17 protein-coding genes and 1 tRNA gene are annotated in these 15,104 nt (G+C 54.0%); 14 read left to right on the forward strand and 4 right to left on the reverse strand.

All coding sequences use genetic code 11. The annotated features are described in order from the left end of the window. The first annotated feature begins 234 nt into the window (after window positions 1–234). Window positions 235–2,259, forward strand: coding sequence for a hypothetical protein (locus tag AC3IQ7_RS27910; protein ID WP_489207914.1), 2,025 nt, complete (start codon window positions 235–237; stop codon window positions 2,257–2,259). A gap of 614 nt (window positions 2,260–2,873) precedes the next feature. Here the strand turns inward: AC3IQ7_RS27910 and AC3IQ7_RS27915 are convergent. Next, window positions 2,874–3,311 (reverse strand): helix-turn-helix domain-containing protein, encoded by a 438-nt coding sequence (locus AC3IQ7_RS27915; RefSeq protein ID WP_489207915.1) that lies wholly within the window; start codon window positions 3,309–3,311, stop codon window positions 2,874–2,876. 312 nt (window positions 3,312–3,623) lie between these two features. Here AC3IQ7_RS27915 and AC3IQ7_RS27920 point away from each other — a divergent pair, with 312 nt between their 5' ends. From AC3IQ7_RS27920 to AC3IQ7_RS27960, 9 genes are all read left to right on the forward strand, one after another. Beyond that, window positions 3,624–3,821, forward strand: a complete 198-nt coding sequence (locus AC3IQ7_RS27920; protein WP_034745824.1) for a hypothetical protein — start codon at window positions 3,624–3,626, stop codon at window positions 3,819–3,821. Window positions 3,822–4,051: 230 nt separating this feature from the next. Continuing rightward, a complete protein-coding gene (locus AC3IQ7_RS27925) occupies window positions 4,052–4,315 on the forward strand; it encodes an Ogr/Delta-like zinc finger protein (RefSeq protein WP_086137817.1) in 264 nt (87 codons plus the stop codon). A 120-nt stretch (window positions 4,316–4,435) separates the two neighbouring features. Further along, window positions 4,436–4,837 carry a hypothetical protein gene (locus AC3IQ7_RS27930; RefSeq protein ID WP_489207916.1) on the forward strand — a complete coding sequence of 134 codons (402 nt, stop codon included), beginning with the start codon at window positions 4,436–4,438 and terminating at the stop codon, window positions 4,835–4,837. Window positions 4,838–4,938: 101 nt separating this feature from the next. Next, entirely contained in the window at window positions 4,939–5,292 is a 354-nt protein-coding gene (locus AC3IQ7_RS27935; protein ID WP_489207917.1) for a hypothetical protein, read from the forward strand. Continuing rightward, window positions 5,282–7,120: a replication endonuclease gene (locus AC3IQ7_RS27940; RefSeq protein WP_489207918.1), complete on the forward strand. Its 1,839-nt coding sequence runs from the start codon at window positions 5,282–5,284 to the stop codon at window positions 7,118–7,120. Before AC3IQ7_RS27935 ends, AC3IQ7_RS27940 begins: the two co-directional genes overlap by 11 nt. Next, window positions 7,117–7,269 carry a hypothetical protein gene (locus tag AC3IQ7_RS27945; RefSeq protein WP_172404661.1) on the forward strand — a complete coding sequence of 51 codons (153 nt, stop codon included), beginning with the start codon at window positions 7,117–7,119 and terminating at the stop codon, window positions 7,267–7,269. The genes AC3IQ7_RS27940 and AC3IQ7_RS27945 overlap by 4 nt, the downstream gene beginning before the upstream one ends. Further along, window positions 7,263–7,475: a hypothetical protein gene (locus AC3IQ7_RS27950; protein ID WP_489207919.1), complete on the forward strand. Its 213-nt coding sequence runs from the start codon at window positions 7,263–7,265 to the stop codon at window positions 7,473–7,475. Before AC3IQ7_RS27945 ends, AC3IQ7_RS27950 begins: the two co-directional genes overlap by 7 nt. Window positions 7,476–7,484: 9 nt before the next feature. Continuing rightward, a complete protein-coding gene (locus AC3IQ7_RS27955) occupies window positions 7,485–7,730 on the forward strand; it encodes a DUF4224 domain-containing protein (protein ID WP_128089133.1) in 246 nt (81 codons plus the stop codon). A 19-nt stretch (window positions 7,731–7,749) separates the two neighbouring features. After that, window positions 7,750–8,739 (forward strand): tyrosine-type recombinase/integrase, encoded by a 990-nt coding sequence (locus tag AC3IQ7_RS27960; RefSeq protein WP_489207920.1) that lies wholly within the window; start codon window positions 7,750–7,752, stop codon window positions 8,737–8,739. 6 nt (window positions 8,740–8,745) lie between these two features. On the opposite strand, the gene AC3IQ7_RS27965 is transcribed toward AC3IQ7_RS27960, so the two are convergent. From AC3IQ7_RS27965 to AC3IQ7_RS27975, 3 genes are all read right to left on the reverse strand, one after another. Continuing rightward, a complete protein-coding gene (locus AC3IQ7_RS27965) occupies window positions 8,746–9,384 on the reverse strand; it encodes a hypothetical protein (protein ID WP_489207921.1) in 639 nt (212 codons plus the stop codon). 2 nt (window positions 9,385–9,386) lie between these two features. Then, a complete protein-coding gene (locus tag AC3IQ7_RS27970) occupies window positions 9,387–10,418 on the reverse strand; it encodes a hypothetical protein (RefSeq protein WP_489207922.1) in 1,032 nt (343 codons plus the stop codon). Between the two features lie 215 nt (window positions 10,419–10,633). Beyond that, a tRNA-Gly gene (locus AC3IQ7_RS27975) sits at window positions 10,634–10,707 on the reverse strand. Window positions 10,708–11,008: 301 nt separating this feature from the next. On the opposite strand from AC3IQ7_RS27975, the gene AC3IQ7_RS27980 reads away from it, so the two are divergent. The 4 genes from AC3IQ7_RS27980 to wbaP all read left to right on the forward strand — a co-directional run bounded on the left by AC3IQ7_RS27980 (window position 11,009) and on the right by wbaP (window position 15,099). Next, window positions 11,009–11,254, forward strand: a complete 246-nt coding sequence (locus AC3IQ7_RS27980) for a hypothetical protein (protein WP_489207923.1) — start codon at window positions 11,009–11,011, stop codon at window positions 11,252–11,254. A gap of 300 nt (window positions 11,255–11,554) precedes the next feature. Beyond that, a complete protein-coding gene (locus AC3IQ7_RS27985) occupies window positions 11,555–11,914 on the forward strand; it encodes a diacylglycerol kinase (RefSeq protein WP_099376326.1) in 360 nt (119 codons plus the stop codon). 225 nt (window positions 11,915–12,139) lie between these two features. Next, the gene (locus AC3IQ7_RS27990) at window positions 12,140–13,558 is read left to right on the forward strand and encodes a mannose-1-phosphate guanylyltransferase/mannose-6-phosphate isomerase (RefSeq protein ID WP_489207924.1); all 1,419 of its coding nucleotides are present in this window, start codon (window positions 12,140–12,142) and stop codon (window positions 13,556–13,558) included. A 77-nt stretch (window positions 13,559–13,635) separates the two neighbouring features. Further along, window positions 13,636–15,099, forward strand: coding sequence for an undecaprenyl-phosphate galactose phosphotransferase WbaP (wbaP, locus tag AC3IQ7_RS27995; protein ID WP_489207925.1), 1,464 nt, complete (start codon window positions 13,636–13,638; stop codon window positions 15,097–15,099). Window positions 15,100–15,104: the final 5 nt, after the last annotated feature.

The raw sequence follows: 15,104 nt of genomic DNA on the forward strand, positions 1-15,104 counted from the left end.
CCTAGTGTTTCTGACTTGGTCAGACATTTAGCATCCAATGAACATGTCCTCAAAGCAGTCGGTCATATGCGCTACAACGACGCATATTTTCGTTGCATAAACCCCTTGCATTAAATGCTTTTTACTTAATATTCCTAAAAAGAAATTACATCGAAGATAATACGTCTTTAGGCATCAACCACATCACGACTACAATCTAGCCCAAAACAAATGGTGGAAAGACAAGGAACTTCAATGGATCTCAATACGTTCAAGACACTCGTAGATGTATGTCCCACTTCCTCATCATCCGTGGGAAAAAGAAACTACGATCTACAACTCGCCCAGATCCAAGCATGTTTCACTCTAAAAGAAAGCGATCAAGCACGCTCTGACATTGTAAAAATCATCGACGACTTGGGACTTCGATACATGTGCGAGCAGGCCACTGTGGATCCATACCTCGCAGTAGCAAAGGCGATTCGCGATGCGCTTAGGACGCGCGGCAACTTGGCTGAAACCACGAGCAATTGGGAGCGAGCTGTAGAACTTGCAACGAGTTATGCATCCAGCTCCACTCAGCTGCCTTCTGACCAGGCCTGGCGTTCCAACACACGTGTGAACTGCCTTTCCGTAGCAATAAATGAGCTGAGAAAACTTGGCTACAGGATTGAACTCCCTGCCAGCGGAGGGATGGAGGTGCAGGACTCCGAAACGAAGCGACTAGCGCAGGACATCGAAAGTAAAGCCGCCTCTTTAGGGTATGCCCTAGCCTTGAGCGCTTCTGGATTGATGGCGAGCTCGTACAGCACTGTCACAGGCCGATTCAGCGTTGGGCGCACTGGTCAAACCGTTGAGATTGACGCGAAACCTGCACCACCTTTCGCCTATCTCTACCAACTCGGGCTTCGCTACTTTTCGCTACCGCTATCTGCTCCCTTTCCCCAGGCGACACTCACTCAGCTTATTAACCAAGTTACCTGGGCCACAGCGTTACTTGATGTGTCGCTAGGGACGTACGATTTAATGTTTGCAAGAAATGCGGACATAGTCAAAATTATGCAAAAGTCTGTAGTTTATGACTCCGTTTTTCTGTTAACACAAGTTAAGCCCACCCATGCTCGTGATTATCTTGAATGGATGATGACGCACGAGTCGCTCACAAACCTGAAAGATAAACGCGGAAGAACGTCAGAACAGATACTCGCCACAGCCATAAAGCTACTACATGCTGTCGAGAGAGAGCGGCCGGATGAAATTGCCCAGGCTCAAGTGCAAGACATTGCTTATGCCACCAATCTGGATCGAGGAGCGGCGGTGGACTTGCTTCGTGATGTATTTACTCATACAAAGGGCGCCAATCAAACGCTAACGTTCCCTCCAAATGACAGTGCTGTGGATGCGTCATTCCGGCCGTTACTCCCGAAGAACGGCATGTTATTCATGCAACCTGCCCCAATGGCGGCACGAGCTACCGTAAACGCTGCGCTGCAGTGGTGCCGGGAGAACTGGAAGCCGAAAGGGAATTTCGACGAAAAAATTCTTGGACCGTTATTAGAAGACTTTGTTCGAGAAAAACTTACACAGTCGGGCGTATCAGTACTGCATGGCAACTACAAGGCAGGCAGATTGGAAGGTCAATGCGATGCCGTCGTGGAAACGGAGGCCTCGGTGATCTTTTTGGAGTTAAAGAGCAAAATGCTAAGGCGGCAGTCGCGCTCCGGCGATGATGTGGCTGCCTTGGCAGATCTCGGACAGGCACTGGTGCGACCTCAAGCACAAGCGATGGAGCGCCATGCAGTGCTTCGCGAACAAGGAAGCATAACGCTAAAGCGAGGAAAATCGCCTGTAACTATTACGTTAGGTTCACGTGAAGTTCTCAAGCTCTCGATCACACGGGGGGATCTTGGAAGCCTCCATGATCGGCCCTTTCTAATGCCATTTTTGCGAACCGGATGTACGGCGGAATTCATTGCTACCAGTTCGGAGCGGCAACATGAGTTTGACTCCTTGCATGATTGGTTTGCCAAACTAAAAGCTGCGGCTAAACGTGCTGGGGAAGTCATCTCCGATACGCCGTTTCCCTTCTCAACATCATGGAGTCTGTCCGTTTTTCAACTGCTACTCGTACTTGAACGCACAAGCGATAGCGAAAGTTTTTCCAGAGAATTTCAGCGGATGCGGCGTGTGGCCACGCCTGTACGGGACTTTTACTCAGAATATGAATTCGCTCTTAAACTTGATCAATTTCGGGAGCAACAAAATCCGCAAACGGAGTGAGTAGAAAGACCTAAATTTCGGTGATTTATCAACGCTGAAATTTAGGCCTCCATCTTGCCTTCATGAAATTTCTCTTTTGAACTATTGTTTTTAAAAAATTGCATAGAACTTTCTTCACCAGTTTTTGAGAGGTATCAAAATCGGCCTACGGGGCAGCGCTCGTTGAATAAAAGGTGCTCTGAATAATCAATTTCACAATCTTTCACGATGGTTTGGCACGCCGCCCGAGCTTTCAACACAATAGATCGATGGCGGACAAAGTTGCCGAACTAGAAACGTCACTTCAATAGTAAGGAAGTATAGTCAGGCCAACTCTGGATATGACACTACTAGAGCTCCACCCGCCTCTCACCCAAGTTGGCAAAGCATCAGAAGCTGTTGAGGAGCACTCGCATCTGATGCCAGGTGCCGTCTCTATGACCATCCCGACCGTGAAAGCCTTCCCATCGTAATAACATGTATTTCTAATGAACCTGTTGGCCGCCATGGCCATCACTTCATACTTATACAATGGCCAGAAGCAGGTAAAAGCCAGTGCGGAAAGAATGGCAATTTTCCATCGACTCATCCGCTTCGGCAGTGAGAACCTTCGTTTCTGCCACGAATTCCGTTGACTATTTTTTTTTGCCGCCGACATTGATCGTTTGGGGGGCTGTAATGTCTCCGTGTATCTGCTGGCCTACTTTGCCATGAAATACCATCTGAGTATTACTTTCTACCGATCTTGCTGGCGGCAAGGTAGTCGGTTCTGTAATCCCCTCAACAACGCCAAGTACGCGTGCTTTTCCACGTAAGTCCAACTTGCGATATCCGACCAGCAGCTCATTCTCGTCATCCGTCAATGTGGCGCTTGCGGCCGTGCCATGCAATACATATTGCGTATCGACGCCCACTGAGGCGATAGCAATTAGATAATCCGCACTAGGAAATCTCTTGTCTTGCTCGTAATTAATTTGTGTACCCTTCTCAACCTTCCCAACCAGTGCGAATTCCGGTTGAGTCATGCCAAGTCGTTTCCGTTCGCTTTTTAAGCGCTGCCCAAATGTATCCATATGTCTATCTTTTAGTTTCAAAGTACAATTTTTTGTACTAAAGTGACGTCATTACCATGTGACGTATACAAATCATATCCTATGACATCTACCGCTCCGGTCACGCGCCAGCCGAAGAACGCACTTTCGCAGCCAATCCCGATTCGCTTGCTTCCCCCTGAGATCGAACGCGTCGAAAAATTTGCACAACAAGACTCCCGTTCGCGAGCATCGTTTATGCGCCTGATGCTGCTACGCGGCCTGCAATCTTACGAGGCCGAACTCGAACAATTCTCCCTTGTCCATCACGCTTAACAGCACAGGAGCAGGCCCATGTATCCCGATCCAAAACGCGTCCGCAACAACCGTGTCATGGTGCGCCTTGACGAATATGAGTATGACGTCCTGGCCGCCATCGCCAATTATCAGGGCGAGGAACTGGCGCCGTTTCTACGGCAGCTCGCGCTTCGCCAGGCGGCAATAGTGCTTGGCGACGACAACAGTGTCACCTTACCCAGCATTGCTGCCTAAATGAAGTCACCAATCAGCAACTTTTGAGCAGCCGAAAATATGCCCGACCGTTCCGTACCTGTAGAAACATGCGATGAAGACCAAGACACGTTTGAACGTGTCCGAATACAGCAGGGCTTGGACACCATCGACCAGGCTATCGAGTGGTTGATTAAGGATAACGTACGAATCGGGATTCGCAAGATGAGCGGCCGAGGCCGTGCCCTGTATCAAGTGAAAAGAAAGAACAAATGAGAGTCATCGGCCTGCCCTGCCCGCATTGCGAATACACCGTCCGCGCCGTCAAAAGCCGCACGATGTCCGCCATGTTCAAGGAAATCACCTATATGTGCCAGAACCCCGAATGCGGGCACTCCTTCGTGGCAGGCCTGGAAGTACTGCGCACCCTCTCGCTGTCCGCCATGCCCAAGCCGGATATCCGCATCCCGATGTCCCAGCATGCGCGCAAGGCGGCCACCAGCCAGTTGGCCCTGGACTTGACTGCGGGCTGCTGATGACTATCTCGATCCTCGCGCCGCCGTAGCCCGGCCGCCGTAACTCCCCTCTTTTGCTGTGCCCTGCTGCGCTCCCTTTTGAGCGTGCGGGATTCGTTCAATCTGAAATAAGGAAAACCGATGGAAAACACGCTGCACACCACCAGTGATGCCGACCAATCCATGGCATCAAGCACGATCCGCCCGACCTTGCAAAATTGTATTGTCCCTGTGGCACCAACGTGTTTTCTGCTGCAAGCTGGCGCGGGCATCGGCATCGCGGCGCTGACCGCCCGCATCCATGAGATTGCCAAGACCTACCACGCCTACGGCGCTGCCAATCTGACCTTCATCGTCAGCGATGCGCAGACACTGGAGCATGACGGCTTTTTTGCGCCAGCCAAGCAACGCGCCCTGGTCGGCAAGCTGCCCATCGAGATCAACTACATTTTCGCCACTGAAACGGGTTCCCGGCACTGCTGCGGCACATCGCACACGCTCCCGTACTGGGCAGAATATTTTCTCAAGGCAGGGGCGCGCTGATGCTGCGCCTGGCCAAAACTTGCGGTATCTGGCTGCTGTCGCTCCTGATCGTCATTGCCCCCGGCGTGCTGCGGGCCCTTGGCTTCATCAAGGACTGAACCATGCCGGCGTCCCTTATCGACAATCACCTGTCCTTCCAGCCTGCCGCCGAGATTCTGGCAGCGCGCGACAAGGATATGCCGACGCCACCAGGCGCCGGGCATGCGCTGGCCGCCATCGCCGAAGCCAAGGCCCAGCTGCGCAGCATCAAGCCGCGCAACCTGGCTCCCTTCATCGCCCAGGCATGGGGATTGTCGCCGCGTGGTGCCCGCCGTTCCGTGCTGATTGCCGCCGGCATGGACGCCGACCGCTGGGAATCGCCCATCCACTCATTTACCGAGGAAGAGCGCATCGCGCTGCGCGCCGCCACCTCTGCCGCTATCCGTGTTTACGAAAGACTGTTGAATGCAATCTAAACAAATCCTGCTGCCTACCCCGCAACGCCACGAAGCCTTTTTGCGCTCCTCCCAGTTCGCGCCCGAGCTGGCCCGTATTCCCTACAAGTGGCGCAACCGCGTCATCACGGCCGCCATGGCAAAAATGGCCTGGTCGTCCTGGTACAAAGTCTATGAGTCCGTCGCCACCGGTTTTGTGCGCGAGTTCGCCGAACAGTACGTGCCGGCCGGCGTCGATCTGTCGCAAAGCGACGCCGACATCGTGGCCACCGCCGAGCGTGCGGCGGCCGGCGTCACCAAAATGCTGTGGATGGCCGTGTCCGACACGCACGCCCTGCAGATCATGGAAGACGAATGCGCCTCGTATGGCATCGAGCTACCCGAGTTCGACACGATGACCGACACCATCGCCCGCCTGGTGGATGCACGCTGGTGGCGCCGCCAGTTGCGCAAGCGCGTCAAGCGCGCCTTTGAAGCCGGCAATATCCGCCTGGGCTACGTGAACTATCGCGGCGAACCCTACGCCAGCAACGACGCCGTGCTGTCGCGCCTGGCGCAAAACCGCCGCAACGCGGCAGCGCTGGCCGCCACCCTGGTGCAGAACGAGCACGGCCAGCAATTCAGCATCGCCGAACTGGCCGAGAAAACGACGGCGAACAAAGCCATCCGGCGCGGCGAGCTGATGTTGCGCATCAACGGCTTTGAACAGATTGCCCGCGAGTGCGGCGACCAGGGCATTTTCATCACCTGGACGTGCCCATCGCGCTTCCACGCCATGCAGCACAGCGGCAAACCAAACGACAAGTTCGACGGCTCCACGCCGCGCGAGGCGAATGCTTACCTGGGCAAGATGACGTCGCTGTGCCGCTCCGCACTGGCGCGCCGGGGCATCGGCCTGTACGGCTTTCGCATCGCCGAGCCGCATCACGATGGCTGCCCGCATTGGCATCTACTGCTATTCGTCCGCCCCACCGCGAAATACAAGACGGCCCACCTGCGGGACGTGGCGGGCCGTGCCATCCGCATCATGAAGCACTACGCCTGGCGCGTGGATCGTGGCGAACCGGGCGCCTTCGCGCGCCGCCTGGACGTCAAACGCATCGACTGGGCCAAGGGCAGCGCCGCCGGCTACATCGCCAAATACGTGGCCAAGAACATCGATGGCGTAGCCGAGCACAGGACGAAAGAAGGCTATGTCGTCACGGCCGACACGGACGGCGATGTCGAGCTGACGCCATCGGCGCGCGTCGAGTCCTGGGCCGCGTGCTGGGGCATCCGTCAATTCCAGCAATGGGGCGGCGCGCCCGTCACCGTGTGGCGCGAACTACGCCGCATCGAGGAAAGCATGCTCAACGAAGCCCCGACCGCCATGCGCCGCGCCTGGGACGCCGTACAAAAGATCGACGGCGAAAAGCGCGCCTGCTGGGCCGAATACCTGCGCGCCCAGGGCGGCGCCCTGGTGCCGCGCAAGGAACTGGTCGTCACGCTGGCCAAGGACGAAAAGACCGTCATCGGCCGCTACGGCGAAACCCTGCGCACCACGCCCTACGGCGTGCGCTGCAGCGCCCTGATTGGCGTGGTCTTCAAGTCCGTGCGCCATACGTGGACGCCCGTACAGGCCACAGGCGGGCGCGGGGTGGCTGTTGGGGTTGCCGTTCCTCGGACTCGTGTAAATAACTGTACGCACCCCGACCGCCCTGCCCCGGCCACGCCGCCGGCGGCGCCCGTTCCCAACCTGCCTGACGAAGCAAAAACAGCCCTGATTGCAGCCTGGGCGGCCGTCAATGCCTGCCCATATCCCCGGCTGATCGTCCCCGACACCCCACCCCATGAAGGAAATGGCACATGAGCACCTATGCCGTGATCGTTCGCACGCAAACCGAACGCTTTGAATACGCCGCGATTGCCGCTTCCAGCGGCGACGCTATCCAGGCCGCCATCGACCACTTCGGCGTGTGCGGCGTTACCGCCAAACTGAAAGGAGCACCGCAATGCTGAACACCTCGACCAATTCACCGCGGCAAATCGCCCTGGGCGACCGCGTGACATTCGATACCGACGAAGGCTACCAGGCCGGCACCGTCAACGACCTGCGCCGCGACGTGGGCAATGGCGAGCTGCATGCGTGGGTCGAGCTGGACCACCAGTGGCCGGGCATGTTCCGCGCCGTGCCGCTGGCGGCAATCTTGCCCGCATTGAGTTAGGGACACGGTATGGCGGACCGCATCGCGACGAATGCCACCTTCCTGTCGATGGACGATATTTGCGCCCTGACCGGTCGGAAGATGAAAACGAAGCAAATTGAGGCACTGCGGAAGATGGGCCTCCCCTTTTGGGTAAATGCCATCGGGCGGCCGGTTGTCGCGGTCGCTGCAGTTGAGGGGCGCAAGGAAGCGCCACGGGAAAAAACATGGGTAATGCCAAGGATCAATAAAAATGGGCCGACGAAACACACGTAATTTGAACATGCCGCCGAACATGCACCCGCGCACCCAGCGCAGCGGCAGGGTGTATTACTACATGTACACGAAGGACAAGCCGCGCAAAGAAATCCCGCTTGGGTCCGACTTCATCTTGGCATTGAAAAAATATGCTGAACTAAACATTGTAGTGGAGCTCACAGCTAACGCGACGTTCTCAGATGTCGAAACGCGCTACCTGGTCGAAGCGGTTCCAAAACTCGCAGCCAGTTCAGCACGCATGTACCGGTCAGACATCAAGCACCTGTTGGCTGCATTTTCCGGGGCGCCGCTGGACCAGATCAAGCCAATGCACATTCGGCAGTTTCTTGATGACCACGCCGACAAGCCGACTACCGCCAACCGTTGCAAACGGGTATTTTCAACCATGTGGAACCATGCACGTGGATGGGGCTACACGGACCTGCCAAACCCTTGCGAGGGCATCCAAGGTCACTCGTTGGTCAAGCGCACTGTGTACGTCACAGATGAGATATTCGACGCGGTGTGGAAATATGCAAGTGCCTCCTTACGCGATGCTATGGATCTCGCATACCTGACTGGCCAGCGCCCCGCAGATGCCTTAGGTATGACCGAGCACGACATCGCAGACGGTTTTCTTATAGTCACACAAGAAAAAACGAAACAACCCTTGCGCATCAAAATCATTGGTAAACTGGCGGCCTTGATCGACCGAATCCGGGCACGAAAAGCGTCACATAATTTCGTGACAGCTGCGCTGCTGGTCAACCTTCATGGAAAACGCCTTACTAGCCCGGCGCTCCGTTCACAGTTCGACATGGCAAAAAAGCTGGCAGCAAGCAAAGAACCTATTCTGGCGGCGGAAATAGAGAAATTCTGGTTCTACGATCTGCGGGCAAAGGCTGCTGACGACACGTCAGACGAACGTGGAGACCAAGCCGCCAGCGACTTGCTTGGACATGACAGCGTGAAAACAACAAAGCGACATTATCTGAGGCGAGGGAAAATGGTGAACCCGACCCGCTGACGCATGTTATACACTAAGCAAGCCACCGCATGAGGCCTGTAAATCAGCGACGCATTTGTTCAATGAAGAGCATGCTGTCGCTTGGGGGGTCTGGGCCCCCCCCACAAACAAATTGGCAATTCCAGTATCGGCATCACGGTCTGCAGCGATTTTGTTACTAATGTAGCCATATCCGTGCTTAGCAATCATAGCTAAAAGTGCCTGCTCAAGGCACCGTACACGCCCGCGAAATTTAGCATCGAATTCTGTGGCACTAAAATTCAAAAGAGCACGGATAGCTCTCTTGTCACCTGTATAAAAATATTTTCCAGCACCGGCGCATAATGCGCTAACCAATGTCACCTCTCCCGCTTCAAAATCAAGAGTTCCAGTGGCAAGTTGGCTAAAGCCAGGATCGGTGGGAATCGGAGGTTTCACATTTGTAAGAAAAGCATGTAGGCGACTTGCAGCTACCGCCGTCCCACACAAATTCAAATTAGGCTTACCCGGAGAATAAAATAGTCGGCGCCGCAAAGTGAGAATTGCACGCACGTTAGCGATGTCTATGTCGTAAGCAGTTAGGTAGTCATCCAAAAGATCCCATCTAGCCAGCTTAATCAGAAAATCGTTGTCAATAAGGTGAACAATCGGCTCATCACTTGCCAAAACTAGCTCCCGTGATTATAAGAGAATCGCATAATGAATTCTTCTGCCTCATCGGTCCAATTCTCAGCCGCTAGTCGCTCGTGAGCCAAATCATTGATGACTTTACGTGCACTCGTTTTCCCCTCAACCCGCGTAAGAATTGCTCGAGCGCAACCGAAATCTTTGTCGCGGCTTCCAGCTTTCAGAACAAGATGGCCCGGTAATATTTTCTTATCCTCCGAGTGGCGAACAAACTCATCTACCACGGCGGGTATGTTGTTATAACTTAGAGAAGGAGGCTCCACACCAAAACTCCCCAAAAGCTTAGTTGCATACTCATTTGCTTCTTGTTCTTGCTGAACGGTAAGCGACGAAGACTCAATCTTCTCGTCAACAAGCATGCCATCAACCGCAAGATGCCCACATGCAATATGCCCCATCTCGTGAGCTAAATGGAATGCCAGCCATGCCTCACTATCTTCATTCCTACACAATGCGATTCCGGGACGATCACCGTAGGTAGTAACAAGTGCGTCAAACTTCCGCAATTTTTCAGGCAACGTGACATGCAATACAGGTATTGCCACCTTCCAACATGCACGCAATAGTTCAGGCAAGCCAATATATTTAGCACCAGAAAGAAGAATCTCATTACGCAGGGCGAGAGGGTCGGATGCTAATCTTGCACGATCTTGGAAATGGATAAAGGAAAGCGCGGTCCGGCACAACGAGCTGGCTATCGCAGTTGATGCACCCAACTTCTGCATAAGCTCCTCTCGCCCTCCCTTATAGCGACGGACGATAGGTAAAAAATCTATAGATTTTGTGTTGTCAAATAAGGTCGCGGGATCAAGCGATAGTCTACGTGCCAGCAAGACCTTCAGCTCGGTCATTCCAGCCGGCTCATCTGCCAAAGAGTGATCCCACCAATATGGCAAGACAGCATCAACCGATGCATCCGAAATGCCAATTTTTTTCAAAGCGGCATACAAATGCTTAGCGGCTCCTTGAGGGGCTGCTACTGTTTTTTGCTTTGATGGATGGGTACTAGTCATTTGCATATTTTTGACGTGAAATCAAGGAAGTTCCGCCAAGGCCCTGTGAGTAGCCTGCTGACACAAGGTTCGTTTCTCAAGCAATAGTGCTGGGCAACCAATCAGTCTACGCTAGTACCTAACCTAAGTCTATCAGCAATGCGAGGAAGAAGGGATCTTTGTGGAGCACATGGGGCCATTGTGGAGCAAAAACAAGCATACTTTTGCATGTTTGCTGGAGCGGGTGAAGGGAATCGAACCCTCGTCGTAAGCTTGGGAAGCTTCTGCTCTACCATTGAGCTACACCCGCGAAGCCTGCATTTTACGCGGGATGGCAAGGACTTGGCAAACTTGCGGGTCGCTTTCGAATTTTCCGCCAATTCTCGCGATACTTTACAAAAAAGACAAATAAAGTCACATCGGTACGATGTCGTTTTTGTTGATATAGCACAACAATGCGGGCGGCCCGACGCAATGAATAGTTTGGTATACCGCTAAAATAGAATAAATTATTGTTACCGTGAACTGTGTAGCGCAGACTAGCTGGAGAAATGTTGCTACAATCGCGTGACAGTTTAGCATTCCCGCTGTTCAACCTAAAAGGATATCCCATGAAGAAAATTCTGATCGCTTCGGCAATCCTGTGCTTCGCTTCCGCGCAAGCCATGGCTCAATCGGCACCAGCTCCTGCACCAGCAGCAGCACCAGCTGCTGGCGCTACCGGCGCTGCCGCCGGCGGCACTGTTGCCGGCCTGAGCACGAGCGCCCTGATCGCAATCGGCGCAGCAGTTGCCGTTGTGGCTGGTGCTGCTAGCTCGGACTCGACCACCGCGCACACGACCCCAACCCACCATTAATATCTGGCTGCCCAGGCAGCGACAGGTAGCCCATCCTGCAGCTTGATGTCAAGCCGAAAGGTGAAGGCCTGGTGCCGCAATAGTTGACGTACTCAAATATTTTAACTATTGCAATAAAAGCCCTTTTCATTTGAAAATGGGCTTTTTTTACTTTTTATCAAACATCAAAAAGATTGGCAGCAATCTTTCTGCTATGAACGAATGATGTCATATCGTAAGGCCTCGCCTGCGATTCTCATCTATTCATGAGAGATCCGCCTTCATGTCAGTAAAATATCCCGCGCCGTCACTTCAGTTGCCATGAAGAACCAGCCTTTCTTCAAGCGCTTGGGATTTGCCCTGCAAGGCATAAGCGCTGCCCTCCGCCTGGAATCGAGCATTCGCCTGCAATGCTTGGCTGCTCTGATGGTGATCATCGTACTTTGTTGGTCCCGACCGCCCTTGATATGGTGGGCCTTGCTATTGCTCAATTGCGGTATGGTCCTGGCTGCCGAATTGTTTAACACCGCGCTGGAGCACCTGATCGATCACCTCCATCCATCCTTACATCCGAACATCAAGATTGCCAAGGATTGCGCAGCCGGAGCAGTGTTGCTCCTCAGTTTGACGGCGGTGGGCGTGTTTGTTGCTTTTTTGCTTGAAAACGTTGTACATCAATAAGAACACAAGGGTAGCAAACTACAATACGGGACGCGCTAAAACGTGCATGTCTCTCAGATTCTATAGTGTCAAAAGAAAGTACAAAGATTCTTGTAATTTATTAAAATACTGCCCCTGCTTGCAACATTGATTTTTTACCAGCATGAATGTATACAAGCCGGACGAGTTTCAAGATATGCCAACTAAGCAATTATTCAATACCATCCAATATACCTTGATGCAGAAATGACTATTCCCCTCTTACCGGTAATTCTTTGTGGCGGTTCCGGCACACGTTTATGGCCGCTTTCGCGCGAGGCATTCCCAAAGCAGTTTCTGCGCTTGTCCACTCAGGGCAGCATGTTGCAACAAACCTTACAGCGCCTGGCTGGCATCGATACCGTGTCGCCAGCACTGCTGGTATGCAATGAATCCTCGCGCTTCATTGTCGCGGAGCAAGTGCGTGAGATCGGCCTCGAACATAGTCGCATGCTGCTTGAACCCATGCGCCGCAATACGGCGCCGGCGATCGCCTCAGCCGCATTGCATGCGATGGAGAATGGCGAAGATCCGCTCCTGCTGGTGCTGCCATCGGACCACGTTATTCTGGATACCCCGGCTTTCCATCGTGCAATCGCGCTGGCGCGTACTGCTGCAGAGGCGGGTCATTTGCTGACGTTCGGCATCACGCCAACGGGACCAGAAACAGGGTACGGCTATATTCGCGCCGAAGGCGCCGCAACCGGGCCGGTCCAGCGCGTACTTGAATTCGTCGAAAAGCCAGCCTTGGCGCTTGCAGAACAATATATCGCCAGCGGCGATTACTTCTGGAACAGCGGCATGTTCCTGTTCCGCGCCAGCCGCTACCTGGAAGAACTCGAACGTTTCCAGCCGGCCGTCCTGGCAGCATGCCGCGCTGCCATCACCGCCGCGAAGAGCGATCTCGACTTCATTCGCCTGGACAAGGACGCCTACGCCGCCAGCCCCGATATCGCCGTCGATTACGCCGTCATGGAGCGCACCAACCATGCCTCTACCATCGCCCTCGATGCCGGCTGGAATGATATCGGCTCCTGGAAAGCCGTACTCGACGTGGCAGAAAAGGATGCTAATAACAATAGCGCCCACGGCGATGTGCTGATCCAGGATTGCAACGATTGCCTGGTGCATAGCGGTAGCCGCCTGGTCACCGCCATCGGCATGCGCAATACCGTTATCGTGGAAACCGCCGATGCCGTACTGGTCATGGATGCGGATCAGGCACAACAGACGAAAACCATGGTCGCACAGTTGGTCGCCAGGGAGCGTCCCGAGGCCACCATGCACCGTGAAGTCTTCCGTCCGTGGGGTTCCTATGATTCCATCGGCACTGGCGAGCGCTTCCAGGTCAAGCGGATCACAGTCAAGCCTGGCGCCAAGCTGTCATTGCAAATGCATCACCACCGCGCCGAGCACTGGATCGTGGTGTCCGGCACGGCCCAGATCACCAATGGCGACAAGGAATATTTGCTGACCGAAAACCAGTCTACCTATATCCCCCTCGGCGTCGTCCATTCTCTGGCCAATCCGGGCAAGCTACCGCTGGAATTGATTGAAATTCAATCGGGTAGCTACCTTGGGGAAGACGATATTGTCCGCTTTGAAGACCGCTACGGCCGCGCTTGACCGCGCAGATACGTAATCACCATGCAAGCGGCCCCGCAAGAAGTCACACTGAAGTTTATAAGGTTTAGCAAGTCATCATGAAACCAATCGAAGGCATCTTTGTACAAGAAGTGAAATGGTATTGCAGCAACAGGTCAGAAAAATATTTTCTCACCTTTGCCGATGCACTTGCCATGTTCATGGCATTCTGGCTCGCTGGGAAATGGACCCTCGATGGCGGCGACTTGAACAGCTTCGGGTTGGATAGTTCGCGCCTGCTCAGCTATAGCCTGCTATCCCTGATCACTCTGGCGATCTTCAAGCTGAAGGGCCATCATGCCAAACGTCGTCCATACTCGAATGAAATCAAGGAACTCCTGAAGGTCGCCATGGTCATGGGTCTACTCGACGCCGCCCTGGTCTTCCTCGACAAGCGCGACTCCTCGCGCGAAGCACTATTGGCCACCTGGCTGCTGCTGCCATGCTTTGTCTTGCTGCTGCGCGGTATCGTCAAGTACCTGCTGATGAAAGCAGGCGGCTGGATACGCCCCATGGTCATCATCGGATGGGGCGACAATGCCTTGCAAACAGCGCGTGCCTTTGATGAGGAAACTTTGATGGGCTATCGCCTGATTGCCTTCCTGATACCGGAAGGCCAGGAGCACCTGGAACAACATTATGTGAACCGCAGCAAACAAGCGGTGCCCTGCATTCCGCTGGGTGATAACCCGGAACAAACGCTCAAGCTGCTGGGCGAACCGCATGCGGTTGTCGCCCTGGAGCAAGGTGGCATTGACGCTTATCAATGCATGATCCAGCAAGTCAGCCGCTGCGTTGTCAATATGCAAGTGGTACCAGCGGTACGTGGCCTGCCCCTGTACGGCATGGAGGTCAACCATTTTTTTACACATGAAGTCTTGCTGCTGACCATGCGCAACAACCTGGCGCGGCCAGGCTTGCAACTGATTAAGCGCTGCTTTGATCTGACGGCCTCGTTTTGCGTGCTGATCGTCGGCGCCCCCATCCTGCTATGGATTGCCGCCAAGGTATTGGCTTCGGGCCGTCCCATCTTCTACGGCCACAAACGCGTCGGCCAGAATGGCAAGCATTTTCTCTGCTACAAATTCCGCACCATGGCCGTGAATGCCGATGTGCTGTTGAAAGAGTTACTGGAACGCGACCCGGTCGCCCGCGCTGAATGGGACCGTGATTTCAAACTGAAGAACGACCCGCGCATTACCTCGATCGGCCACTTCCTGCGCCGGACCAGCCTGGATGAATTGCCGCAGCTATGGAACGTATTAAAAGGCGAAATGAGCCTGGTCGGGCCGCGTCCCGTGGTTGATGCGGAACTGGAGCGATATGGCTCCCAAGTAGACTATTACCTGGAAGCCAAACCCGGTGTTACGGGCCTATGGCAAGTCAGCGGCAGGAATGACGTCAGCTATGATACGCGCGTTTATCTCGATGCCTGGTATGTCAAGAATTGGTCTTTATTTAATGATATCGTCATTTTACTGAAAACGGTTAAAGTCATTTTCAAGAAAGATGGCGCATATTAGCCAAA

The sequence above is a fragment of the Janthinobacterium sp. GL_088 genome (genome assembly GCF_057837845.1).

Coding starts and splice junctions, on each gene's coding strand:
- AC3IQ7_RS27980 (WP_489207923.1), top strand. CDS start 11,009: ATGAAGAAAATTCTGATCGCTTCGGCAATCCTGTGCTTCGCTTCCGCG.
- AC3IQ7_RS27950 (WP_489207919.1), top strand. CDS start 7,263: ATGCTGAACACCTCGACCAATTCACCGCGGCAAATCGCCCTGGGCGAC.
- AC3IQ7_RS27935 (WP_489207917.1), top strand. CDS start 4,939: ATGCCGGCGTCCCTTATCGACAATCACCTGTCCTTCCAGCCTGCCGCC.
- AC3IQ7_RS27985 (WP_099376326.1), top strand. CDS start 11,555: ATGAAGAACCAGCCTTTCTTCAAGCGCTTGGGATTTGCCCTGCAAGGC.
- AC3IQ7_RS27925 (WP_086137817.1), top strand. CDS start 4,052: ATGAGAGTCATCGGCCTGCCCTGCCCGCATTGCGAATACACCGTCCGC.
- AC3IQ7_RS27960 (WP_489207920.1), top strand. CDS start 7,750: ATGCACCCGCGCACCCAGCGCAGCGGCAGGGTGTATTACTACATGTAC.
- AC3IQ7_RS27910 (WP_489207914.1), top strand. CDS start 235: ATGGATCTCAATACGTTCAAGACACTCGTAGATGTATGTCCCACTTCC.
- AC3IQ7_RS27945 (WP_172404661.1), top strand. CDS start 7,117: ATGAGCACCTATGCCGTGATCGTTCGCACGCAAACCGAACGCTTTGAA.
- AC3IQ7_RS27990 (WP_489207924.1), top strand. CDS start 12,140: ATGACTATTCCCCTCTTACCGGTAATTCTTTGTGGCGGTTCCGGCACA.
- wbaP (WP_489207925.1), top strand. CDS start 13,636: ATGAAACCAATCGAAGGCATCTTTGTACAAGAAGTGAAATGGTATTGC.
- AC3IQ7_RS27920 (WP_034745824.1), top strand. CDS start 3,624: ATGTATCCCGATCCAAAACGCGTCCGCAACAACCGTGTCATGGTGCGC.
- AC3IQ7_RS27955 (WP_128089133.1), top strand. CDS start 7,485: ATGGCGGACCGCATCGCGACGAATGCCACCTTCCTGTCGATGGACGAT.
- AC3IQ7_RS27970 (WP_489207922.1), bottom strand. CDS start 10,418: ATGACTAGTACCCATCCATCAAAGCAAAAAACAGTAGCAGCCCCTCAA.
- AC3IQ7_RS27930 (WP_489207916.1), top strand. CDS start 4,436: ATGGAAAACACGCTGCACACCACCAGTGATGCCGACCAATCCATGGCA.
- AC3IQ7_RS27915 (WP_489207915.1), bottom strand. CDS start 3,311: ATGGATACATTTGGGCAGCGCTTAAAAAGCGAACGGAAACGACTTGGC.
- AC3IQ7_RS27940 (WP_489207918.1), top strand. CDS start 5,282: ATGCAATCTAAACAAATCCTGCTGCCTACCCCGCAACGCCACGAAGCC.